Here is a 12,993-nt window from a genome sequence, read left to right on the forward strand (position 1 = left end):
CCTTTTGCATGCACCGCGCTCAGGGTAGCAACCGCAGGTACTAGGCAGGACCTCCAAGATGGGGGAAAATTAGAGGTAGGTCCAGTTGAAGATCCCGGGTTTGACAAGGGCCCGGGGCAAGGCGGGGCCGGCGGTGAGATGGCCTCCTCTGAGACCGAGGCCAGTCCCCCCAGTCGCCGTCGGCCCCCTCGATCCGCTCAGCTGCCACCCCTGGTTTCCGTGGCCTAACTGGACAAAGTTATCCGCACTGCAATACTTTCGTGATTACTCTGCTGGCCCGTTTGGTCCGGCAGGACCGCTGAAGCAGATACGGCGGCACACGGTCGACCCTAATGAGCGGACATGCCTGCTAACCACTTTGAAGAATTCCTTGCCGAAGCAGTTGTTCCGGACAGGGAGCCCGGCCTGGGCCTTGGACGCGACGAACTTTACGGCCTGTACACCAGCTGGTGCCTGATCCATAAGGCACAGCTCCAGCCGCCGGATGCCCTCTGGGTGGCCCTGGAGGACCACGGAATCAACCCGGACAGCAACAACCTGTCCATGACCGGGCCCGCCGCCGCCGACTACATCGTGGCCAGCGCACCACCGCTGGTCTGATCCTTCGGTCCCCAAGTATCTGCAGGTCAAGGCGGGACAACCCCTGTTGGCGCGTCCCGAGTCTGGCTAGCATGGGATTATGGCTGGCGGCATCGCCGGCCACCAGCCGAAGGGAGCAATGCCATGGGTTTGGACGACAAGATCGACAACGCCGCAGAGAAGATGGGCGGCAAGGCCAAGGAGACCACTGGCCGGGCAACGGATGACGAAAGCCTCCGCACCGAGGGCCAGATGGACCAGACAAAGGCCGACCTGAAGCAGGCGGGCGAGAAGGTCAAGGACGCCTTCAAGAAGGACTAGGTCCACGCGAAAGGGTGCTGCCGCATGATTGCGGCAGCACCCTTCTGCTGCGCCTGCAGACTAGTTCGCGGCCGGCTGCGTGACGGAAGCAGTGGGGGACATGGTTTCTGCGTTGACCATCCAGGCCAGCTGTTCCAACCGTTCGATGGCTGCGTGGAGCAGGTCGGCGCTGGTGGGGTCCTCGTCGTCGACGTCGTCATGAACGTCGCGCATTGTCTGCACGGCGCGTTCCAACCGGGCGGTGATCAGCTTGACGGTGTCCTTGGTGGACGTCAGGCCCTCGGGGAACTCGTCCAGCCGGTTGTCCGCGGAGACGGTGCCGCTGCGCCCGTCGGGCAGTGCGTGCAGGGCCCGCATCCGCTCAGCAGTCTGGTCGGCAAAAAGCCGGGCCGCAGCGATGATTTCGTCAAGCTGCAGGTGCAGGTCGCGGAAGTTCGTGCCCACAAGGTTCCAGTGGGCCTGTTTTCCCTGCAGGTGCAGTTCAATCAGGTCGGTGAGGACCATCTGCAGGTTGCTGGCAAGGGTGGGAGACGCTTTCATCATGTACCTCCGATGCGGCCTGGCCGGCTGCCCTTCAGCCGGGCCCTAATTCTAAGCATACTTAGCAACGGGCCTGCGACTGCCCCTGCCGCGCCATGCTGCGGGGCCGTCAATGATTAGTGGGGCTAGCTGATCCTCGCGAGCGCGAAGCCGTCCCACCCCTTTGAGCCGACCGTCTGGATGACAGTGGCGTCCAGCCTCGGGTGCTCCCCCAGCAGCTTAAGGGCGTCCACGATGCCCGGTGCGTTCACGGGATCCAGGTCCGGATCCAGGATGGCACCCTCCCAGACGGTGTTGTCCAGGACCACAGTGGCGCCGGGCCGGCCCAGCCGCACCGCCCAGTCCAGGTACCGGCTGTTGTTCTCCTTGTCCGCGTCGATGAAGATGAAGTCGAAAGGCTCCCGGCCCTCCTCTGCGAGCGCAGCCAGGGTTTCCAGCGCCGGTCCCAGGCGGATCTCCACTTTCTCGCCCAGGCCGGCATAATCGATGTTGGCCCACGCCACTTCCGCATGCTTGGGCAGGAATTCGCACGTGACCACTGTGCCGTCCTCGGGAAGCCCCCGCCCGATCCAGATGGTGCTGAAGCCCGCGAGCGTACCGATTTCCAGGACGCGGCGGGCACCGGAGAGCTGGACCAGGAGCTTGAGCAGCTTTCCGGCATTCGGTGCAACCTCGATGGCAGGCATGCCCGCCTCCGCGGCGGAGCTGATGGCCTGTTCCAAGGCCGGGTCCGGGTGCACCACCACCCGTGTCAGGTACTCTTCAGCTGCCGTCCACTCCGGCCGGGGCTTGTGCTCGAACATTGCCACAGTTTGGCACGGGCGGACTTGCTGGTCCAGAGAATAAGCCGGACAAGTGGCCACCGGAAAAGATGTCTCAGGAACCGTCCGCCAGGGCGTCCTCCAGGCGCTCCACCTTGGCGGTGAGCTCTCCTGTGTAACCGGGCCGGATGTCAGCCTTGATGACCAGGGAAACGCGGCTGCCGTACCGCCCCACCGCCTCGGTGGCGCGCTTGACGACGTCGAACACCTCATCCCATTCGCCTTCGATGGTGGTGAACATCGAGTCCGTCTGGTTGGGAAGCCCCGACTCCCGGACGATCTTCACAGCGGCGGCAACGGCGTCGTGGACGGAAGCGTCACCCGGCCGGGAGCCTTCAGCAGGGGTGCCGGACGGGGCAACAGAAAACGCAAGCAACATGATGCCAGTCTGCCACGCCGTCCCGGCGGGCAACGGGCAGCGCGGGCGCCCGACGCCGTCACATAAGCTCCTACCCTTCAGTAACGGTGAAGGCACGCAGTTGCGTTGCTAACCTTTTGGGCATGAGTCTCGCAGTCGCCCGCAAGCCCCTCCGCGCCGACGCAGCGCGGAACGTGGACAAGATCATTACGGCGGCGCGCCAGTGCTTCCGGGAGTTCGGTCCGGATGTACCCCTGCAGACCATCGCGGTCACGGCCGGCGTAGGCCCGGCCACCCTTTTCCGGAACTTCGCGGACAAGGAGGAGCTTGTCCTTGCGGCATTGAACCGGCAACTCCGGCTCACCGTCGATCCCGTGATTGAGGGGGCGCTGGCCGATATCGATGCGGCCGCCGGCCTGTTCCGGGTGCTGGAGTCCCTTATGGATGCCTCCAGTGCCGACGCCAATCTGCTGGGCGCCGTGGCCGGCAGGCGGGAACTGCTCACCGGCATCGCCGGGTCCCTGATGGAATCCCTCAGCGTCCTGCTGGTGCGGGGGCAGGGACAGGGAAGCCTGCGTCCCGACATCTCCATGACGGACATGTTCCGCCTGCTCGCCATGCTGATCAGTGTGGTGGACACCATGGAGCCAGGCTCCGACGCCTGGCGTCGTCCGCTGGCACTGATGGAGGATGCCATCCGCACTGCCCGGCCGGCGCGCCCCCTGCCGCCGCATGTTCCAGTGCCTGCCGCCACAACCTCACCCGCGCCGCCCCTGATGGCCACCCTTGGCGAACCCGGACTGGGCTAGGTTTCCTGCAGTCCGGGGTGACCTAAACCTCAACTTCCGGTGTCTCCGCCTCAGGAGTAGGGACCCATTGTGGGCGCCCACGTGGTGCAATACACTTCAAGAGGGTTACGCAGCCAGCCTCTGAACATCCCAGATGGAGCGACTCCATGAAGCAGTTCCTGCATTTCCGGCAGCCGATGGCCGCAGCGCGATGAACAGTTCAAAGCTCTCGCACTACCTCAACAATCCGCGAGATCCGGAAGAGGTCCTGCCCACATTGAGCGCGAATGAACTAGCGGACCTGCTGGACGCGTTGTACCAGAACCTTGACACGCCAGAACCCGAATTTGGCGCGCAGGCCTGGTACGACATGGCCGTCGAAGAAAGCTGCCGCCGGGCCGCGCTGCCGGACGGCGCCGCCCACGGAGTGGCATAGCAAGCCGGAATCATTTTCGTTCCGGCTGGATCAAGAACCGCGGGGATCACGGTAGCCTGGACGGCGCCTGCCGGGCTGCTCCCCCGCGGGCTGTGACTCTACGTTCATTCCGGTTCCTCCTTTGGCCGCCCGTCAGGACTTACGGCATTCGTCCGGTCCCTGGTGTCGGGCAGTGGGTCAACCGCTGGCCGCGTCCCCCCTCTTGCGGATCTCCCGCCGTACCAGGGCCTGCAGCGCGGGAACCGGCGACGACGGATCCGCCGTCAGGCCGGCGCGCAGCCTCTCGGCCAGCAGCTCCAGATCCTCCGGCGGGACGTCGGACAGGGCAGCAAATCGTGTGTAGAAGCGTTTGGCAGGAAGCCCCGCCCGCCGTCGGTCATCTTTTCGGGGCCAGCCGGCTCTTTCTCCGGCAGCGTGCAGCTGATTGTCCATGGTCCCCGTTCACAGGATATTCCGTGGCCGACTGCATAGCCGCTCCCATAGTACAGCCGGGGACTGTCATCGGAAGTGACCCACATCACCCTGGCGCGGTTCCGCGGCGGATGGTCAACTCCAGCCCAGCAACCTCAGCAGTGCCGCCGTTCCCGCTCCGGCGAGAACCACCACCAGGAAAGGGGCACGCAGTGCCAGGGCCACGGCCGCAGCGGCCAGGGCGCCGAGCCGTGCGTCGGCGGCCAGCGACTGGCCCGATGCCACGGCATTCACGATGGTAAGGGAGGCGAGCAGCCCGATGGTCATGGTTCCTGCTATGCGCGACATTCGCGGATCCTCCAGGAAGCGGGCCGGCACCAGGTAGCCCACCAGTTTCCAGGCGTAGGCCAGGGCACAGGCCACCAGCAGCCAGAACCAGAGGCTCATGCGCCTGCTCCCGGAGAAGTCCCATGGTGGTCGCCGTCGTGCTTTCCTCCGTGGCCCCCATCCTGCCGGTGGCGCTCCCGGTAAGGATCCACGTCGGGTTCGAGGCCCTCGTCACTGCGCCCGTGGCTGAACCAGCCGATGGCTGCCGCTACGACGGCGGCCACCAGGATGGGCACGCCCGCGGGCACGAACGGAACGGCGATGACCGTGGCCACGGCGCACACCACAGCAATGGCCACGGGTTCGCGCCCTTTGAGCCTCGGCCAGAGCAAGGCCAGGAAGGCGGCCACCGCGGCGCCGTCAAGGCCCCATTGCCCGGGGTCCCCGAGCGCCGCGCCGGCAAGGGCGCCCACGGCGGTGAACAGGTTCCACAGCACGTAGATCCCGATGCCGGCTGCCCAGAATCCGCGGCGCTGCTCTTCCGGATCGGTTTGTCCTGTGCTGGTGGCCGTCGATTCGTCGATGGTCAGCTGGGCGCCCACGTATTTCCGCCAACCGGTGGGCCTGAGCAGCGCGTTCAGCTGCATCCCGTAGATGCCGTTGCGCACGCCCAGCAGCGTTGCCGCGCTCATCGCCGCGATGCCGGAGCCGCCGCCTCCCACCACGCCGATGAACGCGAACTGGGAGCCGCCGCTGAAGAGCAGGAGGCTGAGGGCCATGGTCTGCCAGAAATTGAGCCCGGAGGTGACGGACAGCGCCCCGAAGGACACCCCGTACAGCCCGGTGGCGATGCTGATGGAGATACCCACCCGGACGGCCGGTGATCCCAGGAGAAGCATGGTCCAACTCAATCACAAGGAGGACGGGCGTCTGAAACCGGTCTGGAGCCGCTGGCGGGTCAGGCCCAGGCCAGCCCGGAGCTGCCGTAGGGCGGTGGCGGATTGCGGTAGTCGAGCGGCAGCCCGTCCAGCAGCAGCGGAGGCGGGACGTACCGGAGCTCCCCGAAGGAGCTGTCCATGGTCCGGTAGTGCGGCGGCGCGAGTCCTGCTGCTGCTTCGTGTGTTCCGGCGAGGGAGAACAGTTCCCCCGCGGTCCTCGCCAGCGACAGCCGGGCGGTTCCACCCAGGTCGGTACGACGGCGGCCGGCAAGGAGCGTGACTGCTGCGGCTGCCGCTCCGTACCCGGTGGCGTGGTCCAGCGCCTGGACGGGCAGGGCACCCGGGTGCCAGCCGCCGTCGTCCGTCTCCTGGCCGTAGAGGTCTGCAATCCCCGCGGCCGCCTGCACGATGCTGTCGAAGCCCCGCAGGCTGCTCCACGGTCCTGTTGCACCCCAGCTGTTCAGCGTGACCACGGCCAGCCCGGGGCGGGCCTCCAGCAGGGCACCGGCATCCAGCCCGAACCGGTCCAGCGACCCCTTCCGGTAGCCGGTGACCACCACGTCGGCAGCTGCAATGAGGTCCCGCAGCCGGCTTTGGTTTTCGGGGCGGCCGAGGTCCGCCTCCGCACTGCGTTTGTCGAAGCCGGTGTCCACGAACTGGTCGGACAGTTCGGGCAGCCGGGGCGGGTCGATCCTCAGGACGTCCGCGCCGAGCGCAGCAAGGAGCCGGGTGGCAACGGGACCGGCGATGACCCTGGTGAGGTCCAGGACGCGGACGCCGGCCAGCGGGCCTGCCCCGGTGCCTGCGCCAGCGGGTGGAGGACCGGCCGGAACCGCTTCCGGCCCCGGCATCCCGGCCAGGCCCATCCCTGTGGTTTCGCCGTCGGAGGAAGTCAGGGAAATCCACGGACCGGAACCGGCAGCCTCTCCCATCGGGGAGGCCAGCCACGCGCTGCGCGTCCGGACGGCAGCGGCAATCCCGCCCGCTGCCTGGATTGCCGCCTCCGCCTCAAGGGAAGCCATGGTCCGGAGCGCGGCGTCCACCCCGGCAGGCGAGCGTGCGCCAAGGGCCTGCAGCAGGCGCTGCTCGTGGTGCGGGTAGTTGGCGTGCAGCCGGATCCAGCCGTCCTTCGTCCGCCGGAACCCGGACAACGGGGCAAACCCCTGCAGCTTCCGCCCGGCGATCCGCAGATGCCCCGACGAATCGAAGGCGGCGGCGGTCAGGGCCGGCGTGGTGGAGAACCTTCGGCGTCCACCGGTGTACTGGGTCAAGGCTGCCGCTGCGGCGGAGACGGCGCCCAGGGCGAGGCCCTCCACGTCCAGCGGCCCGGCCCACCAGCGGCGGGGACCGACGTCGTCCGGCTGTTCGCCCACGGCCGCCTACCGTCCCTGCGGCGAAGCCATCTGGAGCTGGCTCAGGACCCGGGCGGGCACATTGGTGGTGATTTCGTGGATCCCGAGTTCCTGGCAGAGGGCCACATCTTCCGGGGAGTCCACCGTCCACACGCGGAACCGCCGGCCGGAGCCGAGCCAGCGCTGGATGGTAGCCGGATGCCCGCGGACGTAATCGATGCCCGGCCCCGCCAGCCCTGCCAGGCGGCCGTCCAGGATCCGCTCGCCTTCCAGCTGCGTGGCTTTCATCAAGTTGGCAATGGCTCCGCCGGTGATCGGGCCCAGGCCAAGCCCGCCGCGGATTTCGTGGATACTGATGTCGTCCACCAGTTGGCAGACGTATTGCGCCGGGACGGACCGGAGCAGGTGCCGGACCGAGTCCGGGCTGAAGCTCATGAAAGTCACCGCCACGTTGTCCACGGTGGAGCCGGCGGGATCCCAGCCCTCCCGGCGCAGCAGCTCCAGGACCCTGTCCTCAAGCTTCAGCTGGTAGGGGCTGGGATGCTTCAGTTCGATGGCGAGCCTGACCGGCCGCCCGGCTCCCCGAAGAATGTCCAGCAGTTCGGGCAGGGTCAGGAACTGTGCCGACCGGGCGCCGTACGCCTCCGGGATCCGTACGCCCTTCCACGACGAGAAATCGAGGTGCCGCAGTTCGCGCAGTGTCCGCTCGGCCACCGGCCCCGTGCCGTCCGAGGTGCGGTCAAGGTTGGCGTCATGCAGCAGGACAACATGCTGGTCGCGGGTGAGGTGGACATCGCACTCCACGCCGTCCGCCCCGTCCGCCAGTGCCTGCAGGTAGGCGGCCCGGGTATGTTCGGCGAAGGCGGCGCTCGCGCCGCGGTGGGCAAAGACCAGCGGCCTCTGCGGCAGTGGCTCCTCAAACCTCATGCAGACACGGTAGCCGACCGCGCCGCCACTGCGGGGCTAGGCTTGGCATATGCAGGTGAACTCTGAGCCAACTACCCAGGAAGCCCCGCCCCAGCCCGCTCGCCCGGTGCCGGACCACGCCCACGCGGCCGCCGCCGTCGGCCGCCGGCTTGGTGCCGGTGATGCCGAAAAGGCGGCAGCGCTGCGGAAAATGAAGCTTGTGGCCCTGGGCCTGCTGATCGCCATGGCCGTGGTTTTTGTCGTCGCCTTCGCGCTGCAGGAGGAATACCCGTGGCTGCAGTATGTGCGGGCGGCCGCAGAGGGCGGCATGGTGGGCGCCCTGGCCGACTGGTTCGCCGTGACGGCGCTGTTCAAGTACCCGATGGGCATCAAGATCCCGCACACCGCGATCATTCCGCGGCGGAAGGACCAGATCGGCGCCTCGCTGGGCGAGTTTGTGGAAACCAACTTCCTGTCCGAACAGGTGGTCCATGAGAAGCTTGCCAGCGTCAACATCGCCCGCCGGGCCGGCGAATGGCTCGCCACGCCTGCCGGCGCCGAACGTGTGGCCAAGGAAGGCGCGGCGCTCATCCGCGGCGCGTTCAAGGTCCTGAACGACGACGACGTCCAGGCGGTCATCGAGGGAATGGTGCGCAAGCATCTGCTCACTCCGCCGTGGGGACCTCCCGTGGGCAAGATGGCGGAGCGGATTTTCCACGACGGGCACCACCACAAGCTCGTTGACCTGCTGGTGGACCGGGCAGCTGACTGGGTGAGCGAGAATCACCAGACGGTGAGCCGGCTGGTCTCCGACCGCTCCCCCACCTGGGTTCCGCAGTTCGTGGACGGGCTCGTGGGAGACAAGGTGTACATAGAATTCCTCAAATTTGTCCGGGCAGTGCAGGCGGACCCGAACCACCAGGTCCGGCAGTCGATCGACAAGTACTTGAACGACCTCGCCCAGGACCTGCAGCACGATCCTGCGATGATCGCCCGAGCTGAGGACATCAAGGCCCAGGTCCTGGGGGACCCTGAGGTCCGCGAACTGGCCTCCCGGACCTGGGGAACGGTGAAGAACGCCCTGCTGGGTGCCGTGGACGATCCCGACAGCGACCTGACCATCAAGTTCAAGGCCGCAGTCCGGGACTTCGGTTCCCGCCTGGTCAGCGATCCCGAACTCGCCGGCAAGGTCAACGCCTGGATCGGCGACGCCGCCGGGTATCTGGTGCGCACCTACCGCTCGGACATTGCCGGGGTCATCACGGATACTGTGGCGCGCTGGGACGCCGAGGAGACGTCACAGAAAATCGAGCTCCAGGTGGGCAAGGACCTGCAGTTCATCCGAATCAACGGCACCGTGGTGGGGTCGCTGGCCGGGCTGGCGATCTTCACGGTGGCCCACCTGGTCTTTGGCTGAGCGCCGCTGCCGGCCAGGGGCGGACGTTTAGGCGAAGGACTCCAGCTCAACCCCGGCAGCAACCAGGCCTGCCCGCACTCCCGCGGCCATCTCCACGGCGCCCGGAGTATCGCCGTGGATGCACAGCGAATCGGGCCGGACCTGAACCACGGTGCCGTCAACGGCCACCACTTCGCCCTTGGTGGCCAGCCGGACCGCCCGCTCCACCACCGCATCGACGTCGTGCAGGACGGCGCCATCCTGCGAGCGGGGGAGCAAAGTTCCGTCGGCCTGGTAGGCGCGGTCCGCGAAGGCTTCGACGAACACCGGGTGGCCGGCCTCCTGTGCCTGCTTCAGCAGCTCCGAGCCCGGCAGCCCCAGGATGGGCAGTCCGGGGTCGTAGGCGTTGACGGCCGCCACCACGGCCTCGGCCTGTCCGGCATCATGCATCAGCCGGTTGTACAGCGCCCCGTGGGGCTTCACGTAGTCCACGGAGGCACCCACGGCGTGCGCGACGCCGTCGAGCGCTCCCAGCTGGTACAGCACATCGCCGAACAGCTCATCGAAACTGGCATCCAGCGAGCGCCGGCCGAAGCCTGCCAGGTCCCGGTACCCCACGTGCGCACCGACGGTGACGTCGAGCTCGTAGGCTGCCCGGCAGCTGTCCAGCATGGTGATGGGGTCGCCGGCGTGGAACCCGCAGGCAACGTTGGCGCTGGTCACCAGCTGGAACATCGCGGCGTCGTCCCCCATCTTCCAGGAGCCGAATGATTCGCCGAGGTCAGCGTTGAGATCCAAAGGTGTTGCCTTCCAGCGTCTGCTTGTCGGGAGCTGCGGCGGCCGTCAGCTCCCCGGGGATGGTGTCCGGCATGGGGCCGAACGCTTCCTTGGCGTTCGACACCACGGCGCGGCCCATCATGAGGTTACCCGCTCCGCCCACCACCGCCCCGATCCCGAAGGGCAGGGCCCTTCCAAACAGCGCCGTGCCCTGGCGTTTGAGCAGGTTCTTGAGGAAGGCCTTCTGGATCCGGCTCCGGATGCTGCTGAACCCCGGCATCGGCATCGACTTGGACAGCATGCTGCCCCAGGCCTGGGTGGCGTTCGCGCCTTTGCCCGCAACCTGCCCGCTGAGCGCCCCGAGGAGGGACGTCCCCTCCTCGCCCAGCATGATGGCCATGACCATGGTGCTGGCCTTCTCCGGGTTGGTCAGCCGGATGCCATGGAGTTCGGCCAGTGAAGTGGCATACAGGGCTGTCGCTTCCAGGAATCCGACAGTGGCTGCCGCCGAAAGTCCCAGCGACGCCACCGTACCCACGCCGGGCACCGCGGCGGTGGCACCCACCACCGCCCCGCCGCCCGTGACCGCACGCAGGTAGTCACGCTCCAGTATGTCCGCCAGCTGGGCGGCGGTGGCACGCGGATGCTTCTTCTGCAGCCGCCGGACATAGGCCACCACGAACGGACGCTGGATTTCCACCGCCTTCAGCAGCATGTTGTGGACACCGGGCTTGGGGTTTCCCTCAGCATCGAACACCGCGTTGTGGGCGGTTTCCTGTGCGATTCGTACTGCGGGATTGCTGCGCCTGGCCATGGTCACCTCATTCAAATCGACCTGCAGCGGGAAGGCTGCCGTGCTCCTCCATCCTAAGTGGATAAACACTAAGCATGCTTAACTTCTGTACTGTGGCCAGGCTGCCAGGGCCGCCACTGCAACCGTGCGGCCGCGTCCCGATTTGCCACGGGCAGGCAAGGCCGTGTACCTTGTGAGCCGAATCACCCATATTTGAATAAGCCTTTCGAGCTGTGACGGGAGAGCTCTCCCGGACAACCACCGGACAGGCGCCGTAGGAGCAAATCCTCCCCAGGAATCTCTCAGGCCCATGTACCGTCACAGCGAGGCGACTCTGGAAAGCAGCCCGGCTTCCTGCCGGACTCACCGACGGTGCAAGAGTGCCCTGCCATGAGCAGGTGTCCTCGGAATCTCTCAGGTCCAATACAGAGCGGGGAGGAACCCATCCATGCCGTGCCATCCGTGGCCGGCCAGACCTGGAGTTCCTCATGACGATTCAATCCAACCCATCGGCCTTCGCCGACCGCCATATCGGCGTGCGCCGCCAGGCCGACGTCGACACCATGCTCAAGGCCATCGGCTACGACAGCGTGGACGGGCTCGTGGACGTTGCCGTTCCGGGATCCATCCGCCAGGAGCACGCGCTCCGGCTTGAGGACGCCCTCAGCGAGGTGGAGGTCCTCGCCGAACTGCGCAGGCTTGCGGCCAGGAACAAGACCGCGGTCCAGATGATCGGCCAGGGCTATTACGACACCGTGACGCCGCCGGTGATCCGCCGCAACATCCTGGAGTCCCCGGCCTGGTACACGGCTTACACCCCGTACCAGCCTGAGATTTCGCAGGGCCGGCTTGAAGCCCTGCTGAACTTCCAGACCATGGTCCAGGACCTGACCGCCCTTCCGGTGGCGAACGCGTCCCTTCTGGATGAAGCTACGGCCGTGGCCGAGGCCGTCCTGCTGATGCGCCGGGCCAACAAGAACAAGGACGCCAAGACGGTCCTGGATTCCGATTGCCTACCGCAGACCATCGCCATCGTGCAGGGGCGGGCCGAGGCGCTGGGCTTCGACGTGGAGGTCGCGGATCTCTCCAAGGGGCTTCCCGACGGCGCCATCAACGGCATCGTCCTCCAGCAGCCCGGCGTGTCCGGCCGGGTGTGGGACCAGTCCGCGGTTATCACAGCGGCCAAGGAACGCGGTGCGCTTGTCACCGTCGCTGCCGACCTGCTCGCCCTGACCCTGATCACCCCTCCCGGCGAGCAGGGCGCGGATATCGCCGTTGGCTCCACCCAGCGTTTTGGTGTCCCGTTGTTCTTTGGCGGCCCGCACGCTGCCTACATGGCGGTCCGGACCGGGATGGAGCGCACGCTTCCCGGCCGCATCGTCGGCGTCTCCAAGGACGACGCCGGTGCCCCCGCCTACCGCCTTGCCCTGCAGACCCGCGAGCAGCACATCCGCCGCGAGAAGGCCACGTCCAACATCTGCACCGCCCAGGCGCTGCTGGCCATCGTCTCCTCCTTCTACGCCGTCTACCACGGACCGGACGGGCTGAAGGCCATCGCGGAGCGGGTCAACCACAACGCGCGGATCCTCGCCACTGCGCTTGGCGCCGTGGGCCGGGAGCTGGTCACCGATTCGTTCTTTGACACCCTCACCGTCCGCGTGCCGGGCAAGGCCCGCAAGGTCCTCACCGCCGCCGAGGCACGCGGCATCAACCTGCGCCTCATCGACGAGGACACCGTGGGTGTCTCCATTGATGAGACGACGACGGCGGCAACCCTTTCCGCCGTTGCCGTCGCCTTTGGCGCCGGTCCCGTCGGGGACGCGAAGGGGTTCGAACTGCCCGCAACCGTGCTCCGCACCTCGGACTTCCTGCAGCACCCGGTGTTCAACACCCACCGGTCCGAAACCCAGCTGCTGCGCTACATCCGCAAGCTCTCTGACCGTGACCTGGCGCTGGACCGGACCATGATTCCGTTGGGCTCGTGCACCATGAAACTGAACGCCACGGCCGAGATGGAGGCCATTTCCTGGCCGGAGTTCGCCTCAATCCACCCGTTCGCCCCGGATTCCCAGACTGAGGGCTGGCGTGAACTGATCGCAGGACTGGAAGCGGACCTGGCCGAGATCACCGGCTATGACCAGGTGTCCATCCAACCCAACGCCGGGTCCCAGGGCGAGCTCGCCGGCCTGCTCGCGATCCGCGGCTACCACCGTTCCCGCGGCGAGGGCCAGCGCAATGTCTGCCTGATCC

Annotated in this window: 16 protein-coding genes and 1 riboswitch; of the genes, 6 read left to right on the top strand and 10 right to left on the bottom strand. The window is 67.0% G+C overall.

Annotated elements, in window-relative coordinates:
- The first annotated feature begins 342 nt into the window (after positions 1-342).
- Both AC5RUO_RS15015 and AC5RUO_RS15020 read left to right on the top strand, forming a co-directional pair.
- Positions 343-600: a hypothetical protein gene (locus tag AC5RUO_RS15015; RefSeq protein WP_494053767.1), complete on the top strand. Its 258-nt coding sequence runs from the start codon at positions 343-345 to the stop codon at positions 598-600.
- Between the two features lie 123 nt (positions 601-723).
- Complete coding sequence (locus tag AC5RUO_RS15020) at positions 724-900, top strand: CsbD family protein (protein ID WP_494010967.1); 177 nt, start codon at positions 724-726, stop codon at positions 898-900.
- 60 nt (positions 901-960) lie between these two features.
- Here AC5RUO_RS15020 and AC5RUO_RS15025 read toward each other — a convergent pair whose 3' ends face one another.
- The 3 genes from AC5RUO_RS15025 to AC5RUO_RS15035 all read right to left on the bottom strand — a co-directional run bounded on the left by AC5RUO_RS15025 (position 961) and on the right by AC5RUO_RS15035 (position 2,640).
- Positions 961-1,440, bottom strand: coding sequence for a Dps family protein (locus tag AC5RUO_RS15025; RefSeq protein WP_494010995.1), 480 nt, complete (start codon positions 1,438-1,440; stop codon positions 961-963).
- 125 nt (positions 1,441-1,565) lie between these two features.
- Complete coding sequence (locus AC5RUO_RS15030) at positions 1,566-2,243, bottom strand: O-methyltransferase (protein ID WP_494010968.1); 678 nt, start codon at positions 2,241-2,243, stop codon at positions 1,566-1,568.
- A gap of 73 nt (positions 2,244-2,316) precedes the next feature.
- Positions 2,317-2,640, bottom strand: coding sequence for a thiamine-binding protein (locus AC5RUO_RS15035; RefSeq protein WP_494010969.1), 324 nt, complete (start codon positions 2,638-2,640; stop codon positions 2,317-2,319).
- A 122-nt stretch (positions 2,641-2,762) separates the two neighbouring features.
- Between AC5RUO_RS15035 and AC5RUO_RS15040 the strand changes: the two genes are divergently transcribed.
- Complete coding sequence (locus AC5RUO_RS15040; RefSeq protein ID WP_494010970.1) at positions 2,763-3,428, top strand: TetR/AcrR family transcriptional regulator; 666 nt, start codon at positions 2,763-2,765, stop codon at positions 3,426-3,428.
- A gap of 190 nt (positions 3,429-3,618) precedes the next feature.
- Positions 3,619-3,843, top strand: coding sequence for a hypothetical protein (locus AC5RUO_RS15045; RefSeq protein ID WP_494010971.1), 225 nt, complete (start codon positions 3,619-3,621; stop codon positions 3,841-3,843).
- A gap of 177 nt (positions 3,844-4,020) precedes the next feature.
- Here the strand turns inward: AC5RUO_RS15045 and AC5RUO_RS15050 are convergent, their stop codons facing one another.
- The 5 genes from AC5RUO_RS15050 to AC5RUO_RS15070 form a co-directional block, all read right to left on the bottom strand.
- The gene (locus AC5RUO_RS15050) at positions 4,021-4,275 is read right to left on the bottom strand and encodes a hypothetical protein (RefSeq protein WP_494103938.1); all 255 of its coding nucleotides are present in this window, start codon (positions 4,273-4,275) and stop codon (positions 4,021-4,023) included.
- Between the two features lie 114 nt (positions 4,276-4,389).
- Positions 4,390-4,701 carry an AzlD domain-containing protein gene (locus AC5RUO_RS15055; RefSeq protein WP_494010973.1) on the bottom strand — a complete coding sequence of 104 codons (312 nt, stop codon included), beginning with the start codon at positions 4,699-4,701 and terminating at the stop codon, positions 4,390-4,392.
- Positions 4,698-5,480 carry an AzlC family ABC transporter permease gene (locus tag AC5RUO_RS15060; protein WP_494103939.1) on the bottom strand — a complete coding sequence of 261 codons (783 nt, stop codon included), beginning with the start codon at positions 5,478-5,480 and terminating at the stop codon, positions 4,698-4,700. The genes AC5RUO_RS15055 and AC5RUO_RS15060 overlap by 4 nt, the downstream gene beginning before the upstream one ends.
- 59 nt (positions 5,481-5,539) lie before the next feature.
- On the bottom strand, positions 5,540-6,892 hold the full coding sequence (locus AC5RUO_RS15065) for a CoA transferase (protein ID WP_494103940.1): 1,353 nt from the start codon (positions 6,890-6,892) through the stop codon (positions 5,540-5,542).
- Between the two features lie 6 nt (positions 6,893-6,898).
- Complete coding sequence (locus AC5RUO_RS15070; RefSeq protein ID WP_494010976.1) at positions 6,899-7,798, bottom strand: glycerophosphodiester phosphodiesterase; 900 nt, start codon at positions 7,796-7,798, stop codon at positions 6,899-6,901.
- A 49-nt stretch (positions 7,799-7,847) separates the two neighbouring features.
- Between AC5RUO_RS15070 and AC5RUO_RS15075 the strand changes: the two genes are divergently transcribed.
- Positions 7,848-9,194, top strand: a complete 1,347-nt coding sequence (locus tag AC5RUO_RS15075) for a DUF445 domain-containing protein (protein WP_494010977.1) — start codon at positions 7,848-7,850, stop codon at positions 9,192-9,194.
- Positions 9,195-9,221: 27 nt separating this feature from the next.
- Here AC5RUO_RS15075 and AC5RUO_RS15080 read toward each other — a convergent pair whose 3' ends face one another.
- Together AC5RUO_RS15080 and AC5RUO_RS15085 are read right to left on the bottom strand one after the other, a co-directional pair.
- Positions 9,222-9,971, bottom strand: coding sequence for a LamB/YcsF family protein (locus AC5RUO_RS15080; RefSeq protein WP_494010978.1), 750 nt, complete (start codon positions 9,969-9,971; stop codon positions 9,222-9,224).
- Positions 9,955-10,764, bottom strand: a complete 810-nt coding sequence (locus tag AC5RUO_RS15085; RefSeq protein ID WP_494010979.1) for a hypothetical protein — start codon at positions 10,762-10,764, stop codon at positions 9,955-9,957. The genes AC5RUO_RS15080 and AC5RUO_RS15085 overlap by 17 nt, the downstream gene beginning before the upstream one ends.
- A gap of 206 nt (positions 10,765-10,970) precedes the next feature.
- Positions 10,971-11,071: riboswitch (glycine riboswitch) on the top strand.
- 160 nt (positions 11,072-11,231) lie between these two features.
- Between AC5RUO_RS15085 and AC5RUO_RS15090 the strand changes: the two genes are divergently transcribed.
- On the top strand, positions 11,232-12,993 hold a 1,762-nt coding region (locus tag AC5RUO_RS15090), incomplete at its 3' end, for an aminomethyl-transferring glycine dehydrogenase (RefSeq protein ID WP_494103941.1).

It is taken from the genome of Arthrobacter sp. Y3221087 (assembly GCF_059089905.1).

Coding starts and splice junctions, on each gene's coding strand:
- AC5RUO_RS15015 (WP_494053767.1), top strand. CDS start 343: ATGCCTGCTAACCACTTTGAAGAATTCCTTGCCGAAGCAGTTGTTCCG.
- AC5RUO_RS15020 (WP_494010967.1), top strand. CDS start 724: ATGGGTTTGGACGACAAGATCGACAACGCCGCAGAGAAGATGGGCGGC.
- AC5RUO_RS15025 (WP_494010995.1), bottom strand. CDS start 1,440: ATGAAAGCGTCTCCCACCCTTGCCAGCAACCTGCAGATGGTCCTCACC.
- AC5RUO_RS15030 (WP_494010968.1), bottom strand. CDS start 2,243: ATGTTCGAGCACAAGCCCCGGCCGGAGTGGACGGCAGCTGAAGAGTAC.
- AC5RUO_RS15035 (WP_494010969.1), bottom strand. CDS start 2,640: ATGTTGCTTGCGTTTTCTGTTGCCCCGTCCGGCACCCCTGCTGAAGGC.
- AC5RUO_RS15040 (WP_494010970.1), top strand. CDS start 2,763: ATGAGTCTCGCAGTCGCCCGCAAGCCCCTCCGCGCCGACGCAGCGCGG.
- AC5RUO_RS15045 (WP_494010971.1), top strand. CDS start 3,619: ATGAACAGTTCAAAGCTCTCGCACTACCTCAACAATCCGCGAGATCCG.
- AC5RUO_RS15050 (WP_494103938.1), bottom strand. CDS start 4,275: ATGGACAATCAGCTGCACGCTGCCGGAGAAAGAGCCGGCTGGCCCCGA.
- AC5RUO_RS15055 (WP_494010973.1), bottom strand. CDS start 4,701: ATGAGCCTCTGGTTCTGGCTGCTGGTGGCCTGTGCCCTGGCCTACGCC.
- AC5RUO_RS15060 (WP_494103939.1), bottom strand. CDS start 5,480: ATGCTTCTCCTGGGATCACCGGCCGTCCGGGTGGGTATCTCCATCAGC.
- AC5RUO_RS15070 (WP_494010976.1), bottom strand. CDS start 7,798: ATGAGGTTTGAGGAGCCACTGCCGCAGAGGCCGCTGGTCTTTGCCCAC.
- AC5RUO_RS15075 (WP_494010977.1), top strand. CDS start 7,848: ATGCAGGTGAACTCTGAGCCAACTACCCAGGAAGCCCCGCCCCAGCCC.
- AC5RUO_RS15085 (WP_494010979.1), bottom strand. CDS start 10,764: ATGGCCAGGCGCAGCAATCCCGCAGTACGAATCGCACAGGAAACCGCC.